Source organism: Pseudorhodoferax sp. Leaf267, assembly GCF_001422405.1.
Lineage (GTDB): Bacteria > Pseudomonadota > Gammaproteobacteria > Burkholderiales > Burkholderiaceae_C > Pseudorhodoferax.
In genome coordinates, this window is record NZ_LMMV01000021.1 from 336,284 (window position 1) to 356,969 (window position 20,686).

18 protein-coding genes and 1 pseudogene are annotated in these 20,686 nt (G+C 70.6%); 9 read left to right on the forward strand and 10 right to left on the reverse strand.

Annotated elements, in window-relative coordinates:
* Positions 1 to 8: 8 nt before the first annotated feature.
* The 3 genes from ASF43_RS18655 to ASF43_RS18665 all read right to left on the reverse strand — a co-directional run bounded on the left by ASF43_RS18655 (position 9) and on the right by ASF43_RS18665 (position 3,575).
* Positions 9 to 1,796, reverse strand: coding sequence for an acyl-CoA dehydrogenase (locus tag ASF43_RS18655; protein ID WP_056184592.1), 1,788 nt, complete (start codon positions 1,794 to 1,796; stop codon positions 9 to 11).
* An 82-nt stretch (positions 1,797 to 1,878) separates the two neighbouring features.
* Positions 1,879 to 2,811 carry an electron transfer flavoprotein subunit alpha/FixB family protein gene (locus ASF43_RS18660; RefSeq protein ID WP_056184143.1) on the reverse strand — a complete coding sequence of 311 codons (933 nt, stop codon included), beginning with the start codon at positions 2,809 to 2,811 and terminating at the stop codon, positions 1,879 to 1,881.
* Positions 2,812 to 2,825: 14 nt separating this feature from the next.
* Positions 2,826 to 3,575 (reverse strand): electron transfer flavoprotein subunit beta/FixA family protein, encoded by a 750-nt coding sequence (locus tag ASF43_RS18665; protein ID WP_056184145.1) that lies wholly within the window; start codon positions 3,573 to 3,575, stop codon positions 2,826 to 2,828.
* A 270-nt stretch (positions 3,576 to 3,845) separates the two neighbouring features.
* Between ASF43_RS18665 and ASF43_RS18670 the strand changes: the two genes are divergently transcribed.
* The gene (locus tag ASF43_RS18670; protein ID WP_235578299.1) at positions 3,846 to 4,817 is read left to right on the forward strand and encodes an SDR family oxidoreductase; all 972 of its coding nucleotides are present in this window, start codon (positions 3,846 to 3,848) and stop codon (positions 4,815 to 4,817) included.
* Between the two features lie 27 nt (positions 4,818 to 4,844).
* On the opposite strand, the gene ASF43_RS18675 is transcribed toward ASF43_RS18670, so the two are convergent.
* The 3 genes from ASF43_RS18675 to ASF43_RS18685 form a co-directional block, all read right to left on the reverse strand.
* Positions 4,845 to 5,453: an ATP-binding cassette domain-containing protein gene (locus ASF43_RS18675; protein ID WP_056184150.1), complete on the reverse strand. Its 609-nt coding sequence runs from the start codon at positions 5,451 to 5,453 to the stop codon at positions 4,845 to 4,847.
* Between the two features lies 1 nt (position 5,454).
* Positions 5,455 to 6,138 carry a mobilization protein gene (locus tag ASF43_RS18680; protein WP_056184151.1) on the reverse strand — a complete coding sequence of 228 codons (684 nt, stop codon included), beginning with the start codon at positions 6,136 to 6,138 and terminating at the stop codon, positions 5,455 to 5,457.
* A gap of 97 nt (positions 6,139 to 6,235) precedes the next feature.
* Entirely contained in the window at positions 6,236 to 7,189 is a 954-nt protein-coding gene (locus ASF43_RS18685; RefSeq protein WP_156373409.1) for a histone deacetylase family protein, read from the reverse strand.
* A 43-nt stretch (positions 7,190 to 7,232) separates the two neighbouring features.
* Here ASF43_RS18685 and ASF43_RS18690 point away from each other — a divergent pair, with 43 nt between their 5' ends.
* Genes ASF43_RS18690 through ASF43_RS18710 form a run of 5 tightly spaced genes read left to right on the forward strand, consistent with a single transcriptional unit; the run spans position 7,233 to position 13,421 of the window.
* The gene (locus ASF43_RS18690; protein ID WP_056184153.1) at positions 7,233 to 8,153 is read left to right on the forward strand and encodes a MoxR family ATPase; all 921 of its coding nucleotides are present in this window, start codon (positions 7,233 to 7,235) and stop codon (positions 8,151 to 8,153) included.
* Positions 8,150 to 9,157, forward strand: coding sequence for a DUF58 domain-containing protein (locus ASF43_RS18695; RefSeq protein ID WP_056184155.1), 1,008 nt, complete (start codon positions 8,150 to 8,152; stop codon positions 9,155 to 9,157). The genes ASF43_RS18690 and ASF43_RS18695 overlap by 4 nt, the downstream gene beginning before the upstream one ends.
* Positions 9,151 to 11,223: a DUF3488 and transglutaminase-like domain-containing protein gene (locus tag ASF43_RS18700; protein WP_056184158.1), complete on the forward strand. Its 2,073-nt coding sequence runs from the start codon at positions 9,151 to 9,153 to the stop codon at positions 11,221 to 11,223. Before ASF43_RS18695 ends, ASF43_RS18700 begins: the two co-directional genes overlap by 7 nt.
* On the forward strand, positions 11,220 to 12,299 hold the full coding sequence (gene mltB / locus ASF43_RS18705; protein WP_056184160.1) for a lytic murein transglycosylase B: 1,080 nt from the start codon (positions 11,220 to 11,222) through the stop codon (positions 12,297 to 12,299). Before ASF43_RS18700 ends, mltB begins: the two co-directional genes overlap by 4 nt.
* A 15-nt stretch (positions 12,300 to 12,314) precedes the next feature.
* Positions 12,315 to 13,421 (forward strand): DUF418 domain-containing protein, encoded by a 1,107-nt coding sequence (locus ASF43_RS18710; protein ID WP_056184161.1) that lies wholly within the window; start codon positions 12,315 to 12,317, stop codon positions 13,419 to 13,421.
* Positions 13,422 to 13,430: 9 nt separating this feature from the next.
* Here ASF43_RS18710 and ASF43_RS18715 read toward each other — a convergent pair whose 3' ends face one another.
* Entirely contained in the window at positions 13,431 to 14,693 is a 1,263-nt protein-coding gene (locus tag ASF43_RS18715; RefSeq protein ID WP_082497964.1) for an MFS transporter, read from the reverse strand.
* A 148-nt stretch (positions 14,694 to 14,841) separates the two neighbouring features.
* On the opposite strand from ASF43_RS18715, the gene ASF43_RS18720 reads away from it, so the two are divergent.
* The 3 genes and pseudogenes from ASF43_RS18720 (at position 14,842) to ASF43_RS18730 (ending at position 16,948) form a co-directional block, all read left to right on the forward strand.
* Positions 14,842 to 16,221, forward strand: a complete 1,380-nt coding sequence (locus ASF43_RS18720; protein WP_082498014.1) for a sensor histidine kinase — start codon at positions 14,842 to 14,844, stop codon at positions 16,219 to 16,221.
* 182 nt (positions 16,222 to 16,403) lie between these two features.
* Positions 16,404 to 16,670, forward strand: a pseudogene (locus tag ASF43_RS31795) (type II toxin-antitoxin system RelE/ParE family toxin); the annotation flags it as partial.
* Entirely contained in the window at positions 16,670 to 16,948 is a 279-nt protein-coding gene (locus ASF43_RS18730) for an XRE family transcriptional regulator (RefSeq protein WP_200932569.1), read from the forward strand. The pseudogene ASF43_RS31795 and the gene ASF43_RS18730, both read left to right, overlap by 1 nt.
* A 26-nt stretch (positions 16,949 to 16,974) precedes the next feature.
* Here the strand turns inward: ASF43_RS18730 and fba are convergent, their stop codons facing one another.
* Genes fba through tkt form a run of 3 tightly spaced genes read right to left on the reverse strand, consistent with a single transcriptional unit; the run spans position 16,975 to position 20,685 of the window.
* Positions 16,975 to 17,979 carry a class II fructose-bisphosphate aldolase gene (fba, locus tag ASF43_RS18735; RefSeq protein ID WP_056184165.1) on the reverse strand — a complete coding sequence of 335 codons (1,005 nt, stop codon included), beginning with the start codon at positions 17,977 to 17,979 and terminating at the stop codon, positions 16,975 to 16,977.
* Positions 17,980 to 18,004: 25 nt separating this feature from the next.
* The gene (gene gph, locus ASF43_RS18740) at positions 18,005 to 18,670 is read right to left on the reverse strand and encodes a phosphoglycolate phosphatase (RefSeq protein ID WP_056184167.1); all 666 of its coding nucleotides are present in this window, start codon (positions 18,668 to 18,670) and stop codon (positions 18,005 to 18,007) included.
* On the reverse strand, positions 18,667 to 20,685 hold the full coding sequence (gene tkt / locus ASF43_RS18745; protein WP_056184168.1) for a transketolase: 2,019 nt from the start codon (positions 20,683 to 20,685) through the stop codon (positions 18,667 to 18,669). Before tkt ends, gph begins: the two co-directional genes overlap by 4 nt.
* Position 20,686: the final 1 nt, after the last annotated feature.

The window sequence follows — 20,686 nt, forward strand, 5'->3', positions numbered from 1 at the left end:
GCCAGCCCTCAGAACGCGTCGAGCGCCAGCGCGGTCACGCTGCCCGCACCGTCGACGATGGCGTCGCGCTGGCCCGGGATGCGGGTCAGGATGTGGTCGGCGTAAAAGCGCGCCGTGACGATCTTGGCCTGCATGAAGGCGGCGTCCTCGCCGCGCTGCTGCTCGGCCACCAGCAGCGCGCGCGCCAGTTGCCAACCGGCCACCAGGTTGCCGGCCAGCAGCAAGTAGGGCACGGAGCCGGCGTAGGCGGCGTTGGGGTCGCTCCTGCCATGGCCGGCGATGAAGTCCACCACCTCCACGAAGGCCTGGCGCGCAGCGGCCAGGCGACGCAGCACCGCCTTGGCGTCGTCGCTGCCACTCTTGGCGAGTTCAGCCTCTGTCGTCTCGATTTGCGCCGCGATGGCCTTGGCGCCCTTGCCGCCGTCGCGTGCGGTCTTGCGGCCCACCAGGTCGTTGGCCTGGATCGCAGTCGTGCCCTCGTAGATGGGCAGGATGCGCGCGTCGCGGTAGAACTGCGCCGCGCCCGTCTCCTCGATGAAGCCCATGCCGCCGTGCACCTGCACGCCCAGCGAGGTGACCTCCAGGCTCATCTCGGTGCTGTAGCCCTTCACCAGCGGCACCATGAACTCGTAGAAGGCCTGGTTCTGCTTGCGCGTGTCCGCATCGGGATGGTGGTGCGCGGCGTCGTAGGCTGCGGCGGCCACGCTGGCCATGGCGCGGCAGCCCTCGGTCAGCGCGCGCATGGTCATGAGCATGCGGCGCACGTCGGGGTGGTGGACGATGGGCGCGCTGGCGGCCACGCTGCCGTCCACGGGGCGGCTCTGCACGCGGTCTTTCGCAAAGGCAGCAGCCTTCTGGTAGGCGCTCTCGGCCACGGCGATGCCCTGCACGCCCACGGCGTAGCGCGCCGCGTTCATCATGATGAACATGTATTCGAGGCCGCGGTTCTCCTCGCCCACCAGTTGCCCGATCGCGCCGTGGCCCGCATCGCCGAACTGCAGCACGGCCGTGGGGCTGGCCTTGATGCCCAGCTTGTGCTCGATGCTCACGCAGCGCACGTCGTTGCGCTCACCCAGGCTGCCATCGGCATTCACGAGGAACTTGGGAACGACGAACAGGCTGATGCCCTTCACGCCCTCGGGCGCGCCCTGCACGCGCGCCAGCACCAGGTGGACGATGTTGTCCGCCATGTCGTGCTCGCCGTAGGTGATGAAGATCTTGGTGCCGAACACCTTGTAGCGGCCGTCGGGCAGCGGCTCGGCGCGCGTGCGCACCATCGCCAGGTCGCTGCCGGCCTGGGGCTCGGTCAGGTTCATGGTGCCGGTCCATTCGCCGCTGACCAGCTTGTCCAGGTAGGTGGTCTTCAGCTCGTCGCTGCCGGCCGTCAGCAGCGCCTCGATGGCGCCGTCGCTGAGCAGCGGGCACAGCGCGAAACTCAGGTTGGCCGAGTTCAGCATCTCCACGCAGGCCGCGCCGATGGTCTTGGGCAGGCCCTGGCCGCCGAAGTCGCCGGGGTGCTGCAGGCCCTGCCAGCCGCCGGCCGTGAATTGCTTGAACGCGTCCTTGAAGCCAGGCGTCGTCGTGACCACGCCATCCTTCCAGGACGAGGGGTTGCGGTCACCGGCTTCGTTGAGCGGCGCGACCACGTCCTGGTTGAAACGGGCCGACTCCTCGAGCACGGCCTGCGCCGTCTCGAAACCAGCGTCCTCGAAGCCCGGCAGCTGGGCGATCTGCTCGATGCCCGCCAGGTGGCGGATGTTGAACAGCATGTCCTTCAGTGGCGCGACGTAAGCCATCTGCATCTCCTCTTGTTCTTCCATGAAAAAAGGGCATCGCGGTGCGATGCCCTTGTGCGCTGACCCTGGACGGTTCAGGCCCTCACAGTGCCTTGACCAGTTCGGGGACGGCCGTGAACAGGTCCGCCTCCAGCCCGTAGTCGGCCACCGAGAAGATCGGCGCCTCCGGGTCCTTGTTGATCGCCACGATGACCTTGCTGTCCTTCATGCCGGCCAGGTGCTGGATGGCGCCCGAGATGCCGGCCGCGATGTACAGCTGCGGCGCCACGATCTTGCCGGTCTGGCCGACCTGCAGGTCATTGGGCGCGTAGCCCGCGTCCACCGCCGCGCGGCTGGCGCCGATCGCCGCGCCCAGCTTGTCGGCCAGCGGCGTCATGACCTCGTTGAACTTCTCGGAGGAGCCGAGCGCGCGACCACCGGAGACGATGATCTTGGCGGCCGTCAGTTCGGGGCGCTCGCTCTTGGCGATCTCGGAGCCCACGAAGCTGACCTTGTCGCTGTCGGCCGATGCATTCAGACTTTCGACAGCAGCCGAGCCACCGGTGGCAGCCGCGCCGTCGAAGCCCGTGGTGCGCACCGTGATGACCTTGACGGCATCGCCGCTCTGCACCGTGGCAATCGCGTTGCCGGCGTAGATCGGGCGCTCGAAGGTGTCGGGGCTGTCGACCTTGATGATCTCGCTGATCTGGCTCACGTCCAGCTTGGCGGCCACGCGCGGGGCGATGTTCTTGCCGCTGGCCGTGGCGGGCAGCAGGATGTGGCTGTAGTTGCTGGCGATGGCCAGCACCTGCGCGGCCACGTTCTCGGCCAGGCCATGGGCCAGGCCGGCGGATTCGGCGTGCAGCACCTTGGCGACGCCGGCGATCTGGGCTGCAGCCTTGGCGGCTTCGCCCGCGTTGTGGCCGGCCACCAGCACGTGCACGTCACCACCGCAGGCGATTGCGGCGGTGACGGTGTTCAGGGTGGCGCCCTTGATGCTGGCGTTGTCGTGTTCTGCGATGACGAGAGTGGTCATGTGGTTCTTGCTCCTCAGATGACTTTGGCTTCGTTCTTGAGCTTGGCAACCAGGGTCGCCACGTCGGGCACCTTGATGCCGGCGCTGCGCTTGGGCGGCTCGCTGACCTTGAGCGTCTTGAGCTTGCTGGCCACGTCCACGCCCAGGTCTTCCGGCTTCAAGGTGTCCAGCTGCTTCTTCTTGGCCTTCATGATGTTGGGCAGCGTCACGTAGCGCGGCTCGTTCAGGCGCAGGTCGGTGGTGATGACCGCAGGCGTGGACAGCTCCAGCGTTTCCAGGCCACCGTCGACTTCGCGCGTGACCTTGACCTTCTCGCCCGACACTTCGACCTTGCTCGCGAAGGTGGCTTGGGGCAGGTCGGCCAGGGCGGCCAGCATCTGGCCGGTCTGGTTGCAGTCGTCGTCGATGGCCTGCTTGCCCAGGATGATGAGGCCGGGTTGCTCCTTGTCGACCACGGCCTTGAGCAGCTTGGCGACGGCCAGCGGCTGGAGCTCCGCGTCGGTCTGCACGAGGATGGCGCGGTCGGCGCCGATGGCCATGGCGGTGCGCAGGGTTTCCTGGCATTGCTGCACGCCGCAGGAGACGGCAATGACCTCGGTGGCCACACCCTTTTCCTTCAGGCGCACCGCTTCTTCGATCGCGATCTCGTCAAACGGGTTCATGCTCATCTTGACGTTGGCGATGTCGACGCCGCTGCCATCGCTCTTGACACGGACTTTGACGTTGTAGTCGACCACGCGTTTGACGGGGACCAGGATCTTCATTGATGTGACTCCTCTTGAAGTTGCTCGAATTGCGGACACTGAGACAAACCGCACGATTCTATGCCGCGCTATTGGGCACCGCAGGGCGTGGGTGTTACCTGTGCGACCACCCACGCCGCCGTCAGCCGCGGGCCCCGGCCAGCGTCGAGGCCGTTGCCGGCGGTCCACATCATGCGCACGCGTCCTACGCCGATGGCCGCCGTTGGCTCTATGCTGTGCGCACCAGATCACAACAGCCCAGCGCGGCCTGCTTCCAGCATGTCATCTCCCATGCCAACCTCTCCAGTCGTCGTCATCACCGGAGCATCCAGCGGCATCGGCCGCGCGACGGCTCTGGCCTTTGCCCGCCAGCGGGCCCGCGTCGTGCTCGCTGCGCGCAACCCCGAAGCCCTGGAACTCGTGGCCGCCCAATGCATGCGTCTGGGTGCGCAGGCACTGGTCGTGCCGACCGACGTCGCCGACGCCAAGGCCGTGCGCGCGCTCGCCGCAGCCGCGCTGCGCCGCTTCGGCGGCATCGACGTCTGGGTGAACAACGTGGGTGTCGGCGCCATCGGCCGGTTCGAGGCCACGCCCATGGAGGCGCATCGCCGCGTCATCGAATCCAACCTGCTGGGCCACATGCACGGTGCCCATGCCGTGCTGCCGCACTTTCGCAGCCAGGGCGCCGGTGTGCTCATCAACATGATCTCGCTCGGCGGCTGGGTGCCCACGCCTTATGCCGCTGCCTACGTGGCCAGCAAGTTCGGCCTTCGCGGCTGGTCGGCCACGCTGCGTGCGGAGCTGTCGGACACCCCCGGTGTGCACGTCTGCGACGTGGCGCCCGCCTTCGTCAATACGCCGGGCCTGCGCCACGGCGCCAATTTCACGGGCCGCCGCCTGAGCGGCCCGCCGGGCATGTCCGATCCGGACCACGTGGCCGCGGTCATCGTGCGCCTGGCACGCAAGCCGCGCCCCACCACGTGGCTGGGCGTGCCGTCGCTGCCGGGCCGCCTGGCCCAGGCTGCCGTGCCTGGGCTGGTCGGCCGCATCGCCAAATGGGTCACCGACCGCGCGCTGGCCAAGGCCGAGCGCACGCCGATCTCGCAGGGCAACCTGTTCGATGCGTCGCGCTACCCGGCCGTGCATGGCAGCCCCAAGCCGCCAGCGCCCGTGTCGCACATGCAGCTCGCGCTGGGCGTGGCCCTGCTTGGTGCCGTGGCGATCGGCGCCGTGCTGATCGTGCGGGCGCGCGAGCGGGATTGATCGCCGCGCCTGCGCGGCGCCATCGGTTCAAAGCGGCAGGAAGATGCTGGCCGCCAAGGGCAGTCCCTCGATGCGTTCACTGCTCGCGAGCAGCACCGCGCGGTCTCGCCGGGCGGCGACGTCCGCCAATGCCGACCACAGGTGGCGGATCGAGCCGCTGTCCAGGGCGGCGGTCGGCTCGTCCAGCAGGGTCAGCGGCCGGCCCGATGCCAGGGCTGCCGCCAGCCAGACCTTGCGCCGCGAGCCGGTGGACAGCATGTACAGCGGCTTTTCGATATGGGGCTCCAGCCCGAAGCCCTGCACCAGCGCCTCGCAGCGCGCACCGTCGAAGCCGGCGTCGCCCTCGGCCAGCGCCGCGATGCAGGCTCGCCCGGTGAGCGCGTGGAATCGCTCGGTGCCCGGGTCGATGTAGAAGACCTGTCGCCGGTAGCGATCCGGCGCCTCGGCCAGCACGGCGCCGCCCAGTGTCAGCCGCCCGGCGGCGGGCAGCTCGCCCGCCAGCACGCGCAGCAACGTGGTCTTGCCGCTGCCCGTGTCGCCATGCAGCTCGGTGATGCCCGGCGCGATCGTGGCGGACCAGTCACGCACCAGCACCGGCTCGCCGGGGTACGCGAAGCGCAGGCGCTCGACCTGCATCTCAGAGGCCGGCTTTTTCGAACTCGCGGTAGGTGTCGGCCAGCCAGGTCTTGACGCGCTGGCGGTCCAGCAGGCCCAGGCCGCCGCCGGCCACGGAGGCCTTCCAGAAGCTGCTGCTGGCGTCGTCGATCTTGAGCAGCGCCGACTCGCTGAGCTTCTTGAGGTTCACGACCTTGGCGCCCAGCTCGATCGCACGCGCTTCCTGGCCCGATTTGTCGAGCACCGAGAAGTCGGTGCCACGGATCTGGTTGCGCACCAGCACGTACTGCAGGCCGTTGCCAAAGCGGTCGAGCAGCTTCTTGAGCAGGTCGGCCGAGTCCTTGCCGGCGTCCATCACATGCCAGTAGTGCAGCTGGATGCCCTCCTCGGCCGCCACGGCCAGCAGGCTGGCTTCTTCCATCCACTGCGCGAGCGTGTCGTGCGTCTGGGCCGCCAGGTCGACCAGCACGCGGCGCCCGGGTTCGGCGGCAGCCGCTTCGACGATGGCGTCCAGCGCCTCGGCGCGGTCCATGGACACGGGCGATGCGTAGTCGGCGTAAAAGCGCAGCAGCGCGCCGTGCGAGCGGTCGGTGTCGAAGCCCACGAACGGGAGCTGCTTGTCGATGAAGTACTGGGCCAGCACGCGGGCCGTCAGCGATTTGCCGACGCCGCCTTTTTCGCCGCCGATGAAGTGGATGTCTGCCATGTGTGTGAACTCCCTGGGTGTGTGTTGTGGCGTGGCCCCATGAAGTCCGGGGCGCACCACACGATGGTAGCGGCAGCCCCTGCGCGAGCCGCGCCTGTTACAGATCGGCCAGGACGCGGATGTGCGCTTCCACGCTGCGCGCCAGCGCGCCCAGGTGGTAGCCGCCTTCCAGGCAGCTCACGATGCGGCCCCTGGCATGGCGCAGCGCCACCTCCTTGATGCGGCCGGTGATCCAGGCGTAGTCCTGCTCGACCAGGCCCAGCTGGCCCATGTCGTCCTCGCGGTGCGCGTCGAAGCCGGCGCTGATGAAGATCATCTCGGGCCGGTGCTCCTCCAGCCGCGGCATCCAGCCGTACTCGACCAGTTCGCGGATGTCCATGCCGCGCGTGTAGGCCGGCACGGGCAGGTTCACGAGGTTGGCTGCGTCCGAGTGCGGTGCGTCCATCGGATAGAACGGATGCTGGTAGAAGCTGACCATCAGGATGCGCGGGTCGCCGGCCACGATGTCCTCGGTGCCGTTGCCGTGGTGCACGTCGAAGTCCACGATCGCCACGCGCGACAGGCCGTGGCGTTCCAGCGCATAGCGCGCCGCCAGCGCCACGTTGTTGAAGAAGCAAAAGCCCATGGCCTGGTCGCGGCAGGCGTGGTGGCCGGGCGGGCGCACCGAGCAGAACGCGTTCTCCATCTCGCCGGCCAGCACGGCGTCGGTCGCTGCGATGGCGGCGCCGGCCGCGCGCAGGGCCGCGTTCCAGGTGTGCACGTTCAGGCTGGTGTCCGGGTCGATCTGCGCATGCGTGGGGCCGCCCGCGATGATCTGCTCCTGCAGGCTGTCGGTCATGCCGCGCAGCGCGGCTACGTGCATGCGGCCATGGGCCAGCTCCAGGTCGCCAGCGGTGGCGATCGGCGCCTCGCGCCGGTCCAGCGCATCGCCGACGCCGGTGATGAGCAGACGGTCCTCGATCGCGTCCAGGCGCTCCGGGCATTCCGGATGACCGGGACCCATCTCGTGCTTCCAGCAATCGCGGTGGCTGAAGTATCCGGTCGTGTACAAGGTCTGTCGTCTCGCGTCTGGTTTTTGGAGTAAGGTGCCCGCGATGATCGTACAAGAGAAAGTCGCAGCCCTATTGCGCCAGCTCAATGCCGTGATCGTCGGCAAGGCCACCCAGGTGCAGGACTGCGTGGCCTGCCTGCTGGCCGGCGGCCACCTGCTGATCGAGGACGTGCCGGGCGTCGGCAAGACCACACTGGCCCATGCGCTGGCCCGCACCTTCGGCCTGCAGTTCTCGCGTGTGCAGTTCACCTCCGACCTGATGCCGAGCGACCTGTCCGGCGTCTCGGTCTACGAGCGCGGCAAGGAGGCGTTCGTGTTCCATGCCGGCCCGCTGTTCACGCAGATCCTGCTGGCCGACGAGATCAACCGCGCCAGCCCCAAGACGCAGAGCGCACTGCTCGAGGCCATGGAGGAAAAGCAGGTCACGGTGGAGGGCGCAACGCGGCCTTTGCCACGCCCCTTCTTCGTGATCGCCACGCAGAACCCGCAGGACCAGCTCGGCACCTTCGCGCTGCCCGAGTCGCAGCTCGACCGATTCCTGATGCGCATCTCCATCGGCTACCCGGACCGCGCAGCCGAGCGCCAGCTGCTGGCCGGCCACGACCGGCGCGAGTTGGTCGATGCCCTGCCCAGCCTGCTGACGGCCGCCGAGCTGCAGGCGCTGCAGCAGCAGGTGCTCGCGGTGCATGCCGCGCCGCCGCTGCTGGACTACCTGCAGGACCTGATCGCCGCGACACGCTCGGGCCGCTGGTTCCTGCAAGGCCTGTCGCCGCGCGCCGGCATCGCCGTGGTGCGCGCGGCCAAGGCCCAGGCGCTCTTGAGCGGGCGCGACTACGTGGCGCCCGACGACGTGCAGGCCATCCTGCCGCAGACCATCGCGCACCGGCTGGTGCCCGTGAACGACGCCGGCCGCGGCGCCGTGGAACAGGTGCGTGCCATGGTCGAGGCCACGCCGCTGGCATGAGCCCGGGCACGTCGGCCGCCAGCTCCGCGCCTTTGCCGCCGCTGCGCGCGCCGCACCCGCTGGCACGCCTGCGCGCCGCTTTTCGCCATTGGTGGCAGGCGCGCCTGCCGCTCACCGACACGCTGGCGCTGACGCAGCGCAACGTCTACATCCTGCCCACGCCGGCCGGCCTCATGCTGGGTGCCACCGTGCTGCTGCTGCTGCTCGCGTCCATCAACTACCAGCTGAACCTGGGCTATCTGCTGACCTTCCTGCTGGCCGGCTGTGCGCTGGTCGGCATGCACGTCGGCCACGCCACGCTGCGCGGCCTGCAGTTGCACCTGCTGCCGCCCGAGCCGCAGTTCCTGGGCACCAGCACCACGCTCACATTGCAGCTGTCCAGCACGCGCGCCAGCCACCGCCACGGCATCGCGGCCAGCCTGCTGGAGACACGGCACTGGGCCTTTGTCGATGTGCCGGCCGGCGGCAGCGCGCAGGTGCATGTGGCGTTCGCGCCGACCCGGCGCGGGCTGCAGCGCGTGCCCACGCTGACGCTGGAGACGCGCTTTCCGCTCGGCACCTTCCGCGTCTGGGCGATCTGGCGGCCGGCCGCGCAGGTGCTGGTCTACCCGCGGCCCGAAGCCCACCCGCCGCCGCTGCCGCCCGGCGAGCCGCGCTCGGGCGGCGCCATGGCCCGCCAGGCCCAGGCCGTGGGCGAGTACGACGGCGTGCGTGGCTACCGGCGCGGCGACCCGCTCAAGCTCGTGGTCTGGAAGAAGGCCGCCAAGGCCGGCGAACTGGTCAGCCGCGACAGCCAGCAGGCGCAGCGCGAGGAGCTGTGGCTGGACCTGGACGCCGCTGGTGGCCTGGACACGGAGCCGCGCCTGGCCCGCCTGTGCGCCTGGGTGCTGCAGGCCGACCACCTGGACCTGCAATACGGCCTGCGCCTGCCCGGCATCGAGGTGCGCCCTGGCAGTGGCGAGGCCCACAAGCGGCGTTGCCTGGAGGCCCTGGCCACATGCTGAGCCGCCTGCATGCGCCAGCGGCGCTCGCCAGACTGCCGCGCGAGAGCCGGGACACGCTGTTCCTGCTGGTCGTGATCGCCTGGATCGTGCTGCCGCAGGTGGACCACCTGCCTGCCTGGTGCAGCGCCCTGGTAGCCTGCGTGCTGGCCTGGCGCGGCTGGCTGGCCTGGCATGCGCGGCCCCTGCCCTCGCGCTGGTGGCTGCTGGGCCTGCTGGCGACCACGCTGGCGCTGACCTTCCTGTCGCACCGCACGCTGCTGGGCCGCGATGCCGGCGTGACGCTCCTTGTGGTGCTGCTGGCCCTGAAGACGCTGGAGCTGCGCGCGCGGCGCGACGCCTTCGTGGTGTTCTTCCTGGGCTTCTTCACGATGCTCACGAGCTTCTTCTTCTCGCAGTCGCTGCTGACGGCATTCGCGATGCTGCTGGCGCTGCTGGGCCTGCTGACCGCGCTCGTCAACGCCCACATGCCGGTGGGCCGCCCGCCACTGGCCGCGTCCGCGCGCCAGGCTGGCTGGATGGCGCTGGCCGGCGCGCCCATCATGCTGCTGCTGTTCCTGCTGTTCCCCCGGCTGGCGCCGCTGTGGGGCATCCCGAGCGATGCCATGAGCGGGCGCAGCGGGCTGTCGTCCTCCATGGTCGTGGGCAACATGGCCAGCCTGGCGCTGGACGACGGCATCGCCATGCGCATCCGCTTCGAAGGCCAGGCGCCGCCGCAGCGCGACCTGTACTTCCGCGGCCCCGTCCTGTCGGAGTTCGACGGGCGTGAATGGCGCCCCGCGCGTGGCGACCTGGGCTTCGGCACGGCGCCCCATCGCAGCCTGCGCGTGTCCGGCGCGCCCGTCGCCTACGAGGTCACGCTGGAGCCGCACAACCGGCCCTGGCTCATGACCCTGGACGCCGCGCCGCGGCGGCCCGAGATGGCCAACATGAACAGCCTGCAGACCGGCGAACTGCAGTGGCTGGCCACGCGCCCCGTGACCGACCTGCTGCGCTACCGCGCCGAGAGCTACGTCGACTTTCGCTACGGGCCCCTGCGGCGCACGAACGAGCTGCTGGCCGACCTGCAACTGCCGCCCGGCTTCAACCCGCGCACGCTGGCCCTGGCCGCCGAGATGCGGCGCGACCCGCGCTACGCCGAGGCCGACGCGGCCGTGCTCGTGGGCGCGGCGCTGGAGCGCCTGCGCAGCGGCGGCTACCTCTACACACTGGAGCCCGGCGTCTACGGCCAGCACACGGCCGACGAATTCTGGTTCGACCGCAAGCAGGGCTTTTGCGAGCACATCGCCTCGGCCTTCGTGGTGCTGATGCGCGCGCTGGACGTGCCGGCACGCATCGTCACCGGCTACCAGGGCGGCGACATGAACGCGATGGACGGCTACTGGACGGTGCGCCAGAGCGACGCCCACGCCTGGGCCGAGGTGTGGCAGGCGGGCCAGGGCTGGCTGCGTGTGGACCCGACGGGTGCCGTCTCGCCCGGCCGCATCGGCAGCCTGCAGCGGCTGCGCGCGCCGCAGGGCATGTTTGCCAACGCGATCGGCAGCGTGAGCCCCGATGTGGCGGCCCGCATGCGCGCGGCCTGGGAAGCCGTCAACAACCGCTGGAACCAGTGGGTGCTGAACTACACGCAGAGCCGCCAGCTCGACCTGCTGCGCGAGCTGGGCTTCGACGCGCCGGATTGGCAGGACCTGGCCACCGTGCTCTCGGCGCTGCTGGTGCTGGCCAGCCTGAGTGGGGTCGGCTGGGCGCTGTGGGAGCGGCGCCAGCACGACCCCTGGCTGCGCCTGCTGCAGCAGGCCCGCGCGCAGCTGGGCGCGGCGGGCGTGGCGCTGCCGGAGCACGCGCCGCCGCGCCGCATGGCCCAGGCGCTGCGACAATCCGCGGCCCAGCCGCAGGCCGAAGCCATCCAGGCCTGGCTGCTGCAGATGGAGTCGCAGCGCTACGCAGCCGACCCTGCCGCCAGCCTGGCTGCGCTGCGGCGCGGCTTCAAGGCCCTGCGCTGGCCCGACCCCAAGACCGCCCCCGCGCCCGTACCTTCCCCCGCCGACCTCTCGCCCCCGACCCCATGACCCGACTGCTTTGCCACAGCCTGTGGCTGCTGACCGCTGCCCTGCTCGCCGCCCCGGTGCAGGCCCAGACCGCGCCACGCAAGACACGCCCCGCCCCCGCCAAGGCCGCAGCGGCCGGCCCGCTCTACGCCACGCGGGCCGACGTGCTGCGCGAGGCCGAGGACATCGCCGCACGCCGCGACCTGGACGTCGAATGGGTGCGCCAGGCCATCGGCCAGGCCCGGCTGCTGCCCAGCGTGGTGCGCCTCATCACGCCGGCGCCCAGCGGCACACCCAAGAACTGGCGCGTGTACCGCAGCCGCTTCATCGACCCGGTGCGCATCCGCGCCGGCGTGCGCTTCTGGCAGGAGCACCGCGCCACGCTGGAGCGCGCCGAGCAGGAGTTCGGCGTGCCGGCCGAGATCGTCGTCGGCATCATCGGCGTGGAGACCATCTACGGCCAGCAGACCGGCAACTTCCCCGTCATCGACGCGCTGGCCACGCTGGCGTTCGACTTTCCCCGGGCGCACCCGCGCGCGGCCGAGCGCCAGGCCTTCTTCAAGGGCGAGCTCGAGCAGCTGCTGAGCCTGTCGCACCGCACCGGCGTGGACCCGCACAGCTGGCGCGGCAGCTATGCAGGCGCCATGGGCATGCCGCAGTTCATGCCGTCCAGCTGGGTGCGCTACGCGGTGGACTACGACGGCGACGGCAAGGTCGACCTGCTGCACAGCGCCGACGACGTGATCGGCTCGGTGGCCAACTACTTCAAGGCCTTCGGATGGCAGCCGGGCATGCCCTCGGTCTACCCGGTGCGGTTCGACACCGCGCGGCTGGACATGGGCACGCTGATGGCGCCCGACATCCTGCCCACCTTCAGCGTGGCCAGCTTCCAGGCCAAGGGCGCGGTGCTGGAGGGCGAGGCCTTGCAGCACGCCGGCCCGCTGGCGCTGGTGGAGCTGCAAAACGGCGGCGACGCGCCGCAGTACGTGGCCGGCACAGAAAACTTCTACGTGATCACGCGCTACAACTGGTCCAGCTACTACGCGATGTCGGTGCTGGACCTGGGACAGGAAGTCAAGGCCGCGCTGGAGCGCTAGCCACCCAAGGCCCACATGCGCACGCCGCTGCATCGCGAGACCCTGCCCGACACCGTGCGCGCGCTGGCGATGGTGTCCGTGCTGGTGCTCAATGCCATCGGATACCCCGCCGCGCCCTGGGGGCCGATGCTGGGCGAGCGCATGCCGCAGGACAGCGCGCTGGCCGGTGCCGTGCAGGGCCTGGTGGGCGCGCTGCTGCAGGGCAAGGGCATGGCGATGCTGGCCTTCGTGTTCGGCATGTCGGCGTGGCTGGCGGCGCGCGGGCGCGACCGGCCCGCGGCGCGGCGCCGTGCGCTGGTGCGCAACCGCCGCCTGCTGGGGCTGGGCATCGTGCATGGCCTGTTCGTCTACTTCGGCGACATCCTCACGCTGTATGCGTTGCTGGGCAGGCTGCTGCTGCGCCGCCTGCACCTGCCCTGGCGCCGGTTCCGCCGTCACCTGTGGCGCACGCTGGCCTGGGCGCTGCTGGCCAAGCTGGTCTTCCTGGCACTCCTGCTGCTCCCGCCCCTCGCCACGGAGGAGCCGGAGCTCACGTCCCTGGCCACGGCTCGCGGCGCCTGGGAGTTCCTGCAGCTCAATGCGCTGGCCTACGGCACCAGCCAGTTGGTCGGCGCCATCCTGGCCGCCCCTGTGGTCTACCTGTGCATGGCCTGCGGCGTGGCTGGCGCGCGCCTGCGGCTGCTGACGCACCGCCGCTGGCGCCCCACGCTGCGGCGCGGGCTGCGCCGCAGCGGCCCGGTGCTGCTGGGCCTGTCGGTCCTGTACGGCTGGGGCTGCGCCGTGACCCAGCCCTGGGACCTGCCCCGCATCTGGATCGACGCCGCAGGCGACGTCATCGCGCTGCCTGTGGCGGCCTGCTATCTGGCGGCGCTGGCCCTGGCGTCTTCGGGCGGCCGGGCGCACTGGTGCCGATGGCTCAGCCCGCTGGGGCAGCGCACCCTCACGCTGTACGTGGGCCACAGCCTGCTGTGCCTGGCGCTGTTCTCCGGCGCGGGCCTGGCGATGGCGTTGAGCACGGCACAGATGGTGCTGGCCTGCCTGGGCTGGTGGCTGCTGGCGCTGCTGGCCGCGGCGCACAGCACCAGGCGCTGGCCGCTGGAGACGTGGATGGGGCGGCGCTGAAGGCTTGTCTCAGCCGCTGCGCGCCAGATCGGCCTGGGCCGCGTCCTCGAAGCGGTCGAGCCGGCGCAGCGTGCCGAAGATGCGCGTCCAGGCGCCCACCACTCCCAGCGTGCACAGGCCGCCCAGGACGGCGGCCGGCACGGCGCCGAACCAGGCCGCGCTGGTGCCCGCGCGGAACTCGCCCAACTCGTTGGACGAGCCGATGAACAACATGTTGACCGCCTGCACGCGCCCGCGCATGGCGTCGGGCGTGGAGAACTGCACCAGCGCGCCGCGGATGTAGACGCTCACCATGTCGGCCATGCCGGCGACCAGCAGCGCACCCATCGACAGCCAGAACCCCGTCGACAGCGCAAAGACCAGGTTGGCCAGCCCGAACACCGCCACGGCTGCGAACATGGTCATGCCCACGTGGCGCTGGAGCGGGCGCAGGCTCAGGTACAGGCCGGCGCCCACCTCGCCCACCGCCATGGCGCTGCGCAGCGCGCCCAGGCCCTGCGGCCCCACGTGCAGCACCTCGTGCGCATAGATCGGCAGCAGCGCCACCACGCCGCCCAGCAGCACGGCGAACAGGTCCAGCGAGATCGTGCCCAGGATCACGGGCCGCGACCAGATGAAGCGGATGCCGACGCCGAAGCGCTGCCACATGCGCCCCTGCGCCACGGCCGGCGGCTCGGCATGGGCCAACGCCACGCGCGCCAGCAGCACGCTGCCCAGCACGAAGCCGGCCAGGCACACCAGGTAGGTCAGCTCGCCGCCGCCCCATGCGTATAGCACGCCGCCGAGCAGCGGCCCGGCGATGCTGGCCGTGCGCATCAGCATGCTGTTCACGGCGATGGCCTGCGCCAGCTGCGCGCGCGGCACGATCTGCGGCAGCAGGCTCTGCAGCGCCGGCCCCGCGAACGCACGCGCGCAGCCGTACAGCACCAGCACGGCGTAGATGCCCGACACACCGGCCACGCCGTGCCCCGACAGCCACCACAGCATGGCGCTGCACAGCGCCGACACGGCCCAGGCCGCAGCCAGGATGGGCTTGCGCGCGAAGCGGTCGATCAGGTCGCCGGCCGGCAGCAGCAGGCACAGCATGGGCAGGAACTGCGCCAGCCCCACGTAGGCCAGGGCCAGCGGCTCGCGCGTGAGGTCGTACACCTGCCAGGCCACGACCACGGCCTGGATCTGCGTGGCGAACACGGCCACGACGCGCGCCGTCATGAACGCGACGAAGCCGCTGTGGCGGTAGATCCCGCCGGGCGCGGCGTCGTTGGAGGTCATGGCGAAAGGCAAGGCAGGGGATGGAAGCACCGCACAAGGGCACTGGCCGCATCGGGCAGTCAGGGTGCGAGCGGGCGGATTATGCGGCCGCCCCGGGATTGAGGGACACTGCGCCCACCGCCACTTGGCCTTGCCGCCGCACGCCACCATGCCCTCGGAACGCATCTCCGGCACCGCCCTGCTGCGTCAGAAGCAGCAGGAACCGCGCGACACCACCGACGGCCTGCCCGGCGTGGACGAAGCCGTGTGGATCGACGTGATCCAGAAGATGGACGAGGTCTATTCCAAGCTCATCGACGACGAGATCGCGCTGGAGCAGAAGAACGCCGAGCTGGAGCAGTCCCAGCAGTTCGTGCTCAGCGTGATCACGGCCATGACCGACGTGCTGATCGTCTGCGACGCGGCCGGCAGCGTCGAGCAGACCAATGCCGCGCTGTGCGAACTGTCCGGCCGCACGCAGGACCAGCTGCGCGGCCTGCCCTTCGAGACCTTGTTCGCCGACGATGCCAGCAAGCAGCGCGTGCGCGCGCTGCTGGCCAACGCGCGGGCCTCGCGCCAGGGCGCGACCATGGAGCTGAACCTGCTGGACGCGCGCGGCCAGGCGGTGCCGGTGGACGCCAACTGCACGCCGCGCACGGCGGCCAATGGTCGGCGCCTGGGCACGGTGTTCGTCGGCCGGCCCACGGCCGAGCTCAAGCGTGCCTACCAGGAGCTGCGCGCGGCGCACGAGGCGCTCAAGCGCGCGCAGCAGCAGCTCGTCCATTCCGAGAAGATGGCCTCGCTGGGCCGCCTGGTGGCCGGCGTGGCGCACGAGCTGAACAACCCGATCAGCTTCGTGCTGGGCAACGTGCATGCGCTGGACCGCTACCTGCAGCGCCTGCGCGAGTACCTGGCCGCCGTCGATGCCGGTGCGCCGCGCGAGGCCCTGGCCGCGCTGCGCAAGCGCCTGCGCATCGACCACCTGCTGGGCGACCTGCCCTCGCTGATCGAGGGCACGCTGGAAGGCGCGCAGCGCACCACCGACATCGTCAATGGCCTGAAGCGCTTCTCGGCCATGGACCCGGAGGCGCGCGCCGCCGTGCCGCTGAACGGGGTGATCGAGCGCGCCATCCTGTGGATCCGCAAGGGCGCGCAGGTCGATTTCGCCGTGCACTGGGACGGCACCCCGGCCGTCACCGTCAGTGGGAGCGCGGGCCAGCTGCAGCAGGTGCTCATGAACCTGCTGCAGAACGCCCTGGACGCGGCCACCGCCGCCGGCCACGTGCCGGTGCAGCTGTGGATCACCGTCGAGCTGGCCGAAGGCTGCGTGCGCCTGCGCCTGCGCGACAACGGCCCCGGCATCGCCGAAGAGAACCTGGGCCGCATCTTCGACCCCTTCTTCACCACCAAGCCCGTGGGCAAGGGCACGGGCCTGGGCCTGTCGATCAGCTACGGCATCGTGGAGCAGCACGCCGGCGAGCTGACCGGCGGCAACCACCCGGATGGCGGGGCAGAGTTCGTGCTGGAGTTGCCGCTGGCGGGGGCCTGAACCCCGGGAGAACGGCTTCGGTCGCGCAGTGCGTCCGCGCGCAGCGGCGCCAGCAAGCATGCACCTTATGTGGTACAAGCGCACAGAACGGGTGAGACATGACCAGGGTCGAGCCACAGAAGACGCCGCTGGTGTTCTACCGCAGCAGCAGCGGCAAGTAGCCCGTACGCGAGTGGCTTCAGGCGCTGGAGACGCCGGATCTCCAGGCAATCGGCCAGGACTTGATGCGGGCGCAATGGCGTTGGCCAGTCGCAATGCCCTTGTGCCGCCCGATGGGCCAAGGGCTCTGGGAAGTTCGCACGGAGTTGCCGAGCAGGCGCATTGCCCGCGTGCTGGTCTGCCTGGACGATGGCGTGCTGGTCGCGCTGCACGCTTTCATCAAGAAAACCCAGAAGACGCCCGACGACGAACTGGCTTTGGCACGCAAACGCTTCAAGGAATTGACATGATGAGCAAGCAGCACCACGGAAGCAGCCTGGACAGCTTCCTCCAGGAAGAAGGCAGCTTCGAAGAAAACCAGGCGCTGGCGATCAAGGAGGTCGTGGTCTGGCAACTGACCCAGGCCATGGAGCAGCAGTCCTTGAGCAAGGCGAGACTGGCCATCCTGCTCAAAACCAGCCGCTCGCAAGTAGACCGCTTGCTCGACCCCACACGCGACGTCACCCTGTCGACCTTGCAACGTGCCGCTGCGCTGGTGGGCCGCAAGCTGCAGATCGAGCTGGTGTAAGACAGGGTGTAGCAGGCGCTTCTCCCCTACGCCAGCACCGCCGCCCCCCTGCCCGCGCACCCGAACGCCTCGAACCGCGCCTTGCAGATGCCGCGTGCCGCCTTCTTCGCCGCCGCCAGCGCCTTGCGCGGGTCGAACTCGCTCTTGTGCTCGGCCAGGTTCTGCCGCATGGCGCCCGTCATCGCCAGGCGGATGTCGGTGTCGATGTTGACCTTGCGCACGCCGCTGGCGATGCCGCGCTGGATCTCCTCCACCGGTACGCCATAGGTCTCGCGGATCTCGCCGCCGTGGGCGCGGATGATGGCCAGCCATTCCTGCGGCACGCTGGAGCTGCCATGCATCACCAGGTGCGTGTCGGGCACGGCGGCGTGGATGGCGGCGATGCGGTCCATGGCCAGGATGTCGCCCGTGGGCTGGCGCGTGAACTTGTAGGCGCCATGGCTGGTGCCGATGGCAATGGCCAGCGCGTCCACGCCCGTCTCGCGCACGAAGTCGGCCGCCTGCGCCGGGTCGGTCAGCAGCATGTCGTGCGTGAGCTTGCCCTCGGCGCCCACGCCGTCCTCTTCGCCCGCCGACCCCGTTTCCAGCGAGCCCAGGCAGCCAAGTTCGCCCTCCACCGAGACGCCGACCGCATGCGCCATCTCGCAGACGCGGCGTGTCACGGCCAGGTTGTAGCCATAGTGGGCCGGGGTCTTGGCGTCTTCGCGCAGGGAGCCGTCCATCATCACGCTCGTGAAGCCCGAGCGAATGGCCTGCTGGCAGACGGCGGGTGAGGCGCCGTGGTCCTGGTGCAGCACCACGGGCAGGCGCGGATGGCTCTCGACCGCCGCCAGCACCATGTGGCGCAGGTAGGGCTCGCCCGCGTACTGGCGCGCGCCGGCACTGGCCTGCAGGATGACGGGGCTGTCGGTCTCCTGCGCCGCTTCCATGATGGCCTGGATCTGCTCCAGGTTGTTGACGTTGAAGGCGGGGATGCCGTAGCCGTGTTCGGCGGCATGGTCCAGCACCTGGCGAAGCGAGACGAGAGGCATGGGGGCGTCCTTGGTTCTCGAGCAGTCAGAGCAGTGCGCAGATGCCGTCGATGAGCCGGTCGGGCGCGCTGGCGGCAATCGCCTGGCCCTGGTTGTAGCCATAGGGAACAGCCCAGACGGCGATGCCGGCGGCCCGCGCGGTGGCCACGTCGATGGCCGAGTCGCCCACGAACAGCGCGCGTTCGGGGTTCACGCCGAACTGGGCCAGGCAGGCCTGCACGCCGGCAGGATCTGGCTTCTTGGTGGGCAGCGAGTCGCCCCCGACCAGCCGGTCGAAGGCCTGGTCCAGGCCGTGCGCGGCCAGCAGGCGCCGGGCGAAGCGCGCCTCCTTGTTGGTGACCAGCGCCAGCGCCACGCCGCGCCCGCGCAAGGCGGCCAGCGTCTCGCGCACCTGCGGGTACAGCGTGCTGCGCGTGCCGCAGCGCGCCAGATAGAAGCGATCGAACTCCAGGCTGGCCAGGCGCAGGCTGTCGGAGCCGCGCACGATGCCCGCACCCGTCTCGCCCTGTGCCGCGAGGGCTTGCACCAGCAGCTCGTGCGTGCCGTGGCCGATCCAGCGGGCCACGCGCGCCACCGAGACGTGCGGCAAGTCGAAGCGGGCCAGCGTGTCGTTGACGGCATCGGCGATCTCGGGCGCGGTGTCGATGAGGGTGCCGTCCAGGTCGAACAGCACGAGTTCAAACGGTGTCATACGGGTACCTCCAGCAGTTCACGAACGGCCAGCTCCACGCGCGCGGCGGTGATGCCGAAGTGCGTGTACAGCGCGGCGGCCGGCGCCGATTCACCGAAGCTGGCGATGCCGATGACGCGGCCTTCGCGGCCCACGTACTTGTGCCAGAAATCCGGGTGCGCGGCCTCCACCGCCACAGCCGGCAGGTGCGGCGGCAGCACGCTGTCGCGCCAGGCGCGCGGCTGGCGGTCGAACACATTGGTGCAGGGCATGGACACGACGCGCGTGGCGATGCCGGCCGCGGCCAGCGCTCCGTGCGCCAGCAGGGCCAGCTGCAGCTCGGAGCCGGTGGCCAGGATCACGGCGCGCGGCGCGGCGGCGTCGGCCAGCACATAGCCGCCGCGCTCGATGTGCCCGGCCGGCACGGCGCCCGTCAGCGCGGGCAGGTTCTGCCGCGACAGGGCCAATGCACTGGGCCCGTCTGCGCGCTGCAGCGCCTGCTGCCAGGCCACCAGCGTCTCGCGGCCATCGGCCGGGCGCCAGACATCCAGGCCAGGGATCAGCCGCAGCGAAGGCACCTGCTCCACGCTCTGGTGCGTGGGCCCGTCTTCGCCCAGGCCGATGCTGTCGTGCGTGAACACGTGCACCAGGCGCAGCTGCATCAGCGCGGCCATGCGGATGGCGTTGCGGCTGTAGTCGCTGAAGGTCAGGAAGGTGCCGCCGTAGGGAATGAAGCCGCCGTGCAGGGCCATGCCGTTCAGCGCGGCGGCCATGCCGAACTCGCGCACGCCCCAGCTCAGGTGGTTGCCCGCCTGGTCGCGGCCGGCGGGCACGCAGCCCTTGAAGTTGGTGAGGTTGGAGGCGGTGAGGTCGGCGCTGCCCCCGAACAGCTCGGGCAGCAGCGGCGCCAGCGCGTCCAGCGCGCGCTGGCTGCCCTTGCGCGTGGCCACGGCATCGGCGGGCACGGCGGCCAGCAGCGCGGGCAGGCGGTCCAGGAAGTCCTGGGGCAGCTCACCGGCCATGCGCCGCTCGAACTCGGCCGCCAGCGCGGGGTGCTCGGCACGGTAGGCCGCCAGGCGCGTCTGCCAGTCCGCCTGCAGCCGGGCGCCGCGTTCGCGCGCGTCCCACGCGGCGGCGATGTCGGGAGGGATCTGGAACGGCGCGGCCGTCCAGTCCAGCGCTGTCCGCGTGGCGGCCACTTCGGCGGCGCCGAGTGGCGCGCCATGCACGTCATGGCCGCCGGCCTTGGTGGGCGCGCCCTCGCCGATCACGGTGCGGCAGCAGACCAGCGTGGGCCGGCCGTCGGGCTGCCGGGCCTGGGCGCGCGCCTGCTCCAGCGCGGCGTGCACGGCCTGCGCGTCGTGGCCGTCCACACCGGCGATCACGTGCCAGCCATAGGCCTCGAAGCGGCGCGGCGTGTCGTCGCGGAACCAGCCGCGCACGTCGCCGTCGATGGAGATGCCGTTGTCGTCGTAGACCACGACGAGCTTGGACAGGCGCAGCGTGCCGGCCAGCGAACAGGCCTCGTGGCTGATGCCTTCCATGAGGCAGCCGTCGCCCACGAAGGCGTAGGTCGAATGGTCCACGATGGCGTGACCGGGCCGGTTGAACGCGGCCGCCAGCAGCTTCTCGGCCAGCGCCATGCCCACGGCATTGGCCAGGCCCTGGCCCAGGGGACCGGTGGTGGTCTCCACGCCGGGCGTGAGGCCCACCTCGGGGTGGCCGGGGGTCTTGCTGTGCAGCTGGCGAAAGCACCGCAGCTCGTCCATGGGCAGCGCGTAGCCCGTGAGGTGCAGCAGGCCATACAGCAGCATGGAGCCATGGCCGTTGGACAGCACGAAACGGTCGCGGTCGGGCCAGTGCGGATCGGCCGGGTCGTGGCGCAGGTGCCGGCGCCACAGCACCTCGGCAATGTCGGCCATGCCCATGGGCGCACCGGGGTGGCCGGAGTTGGCCTGCTCGACCGCGTCGACGGCCAGCATGCGCAGGGCGTTGGCCAGGCGTCGGTGAGCGATGGGGGGCGTGGGAGCGTTCATC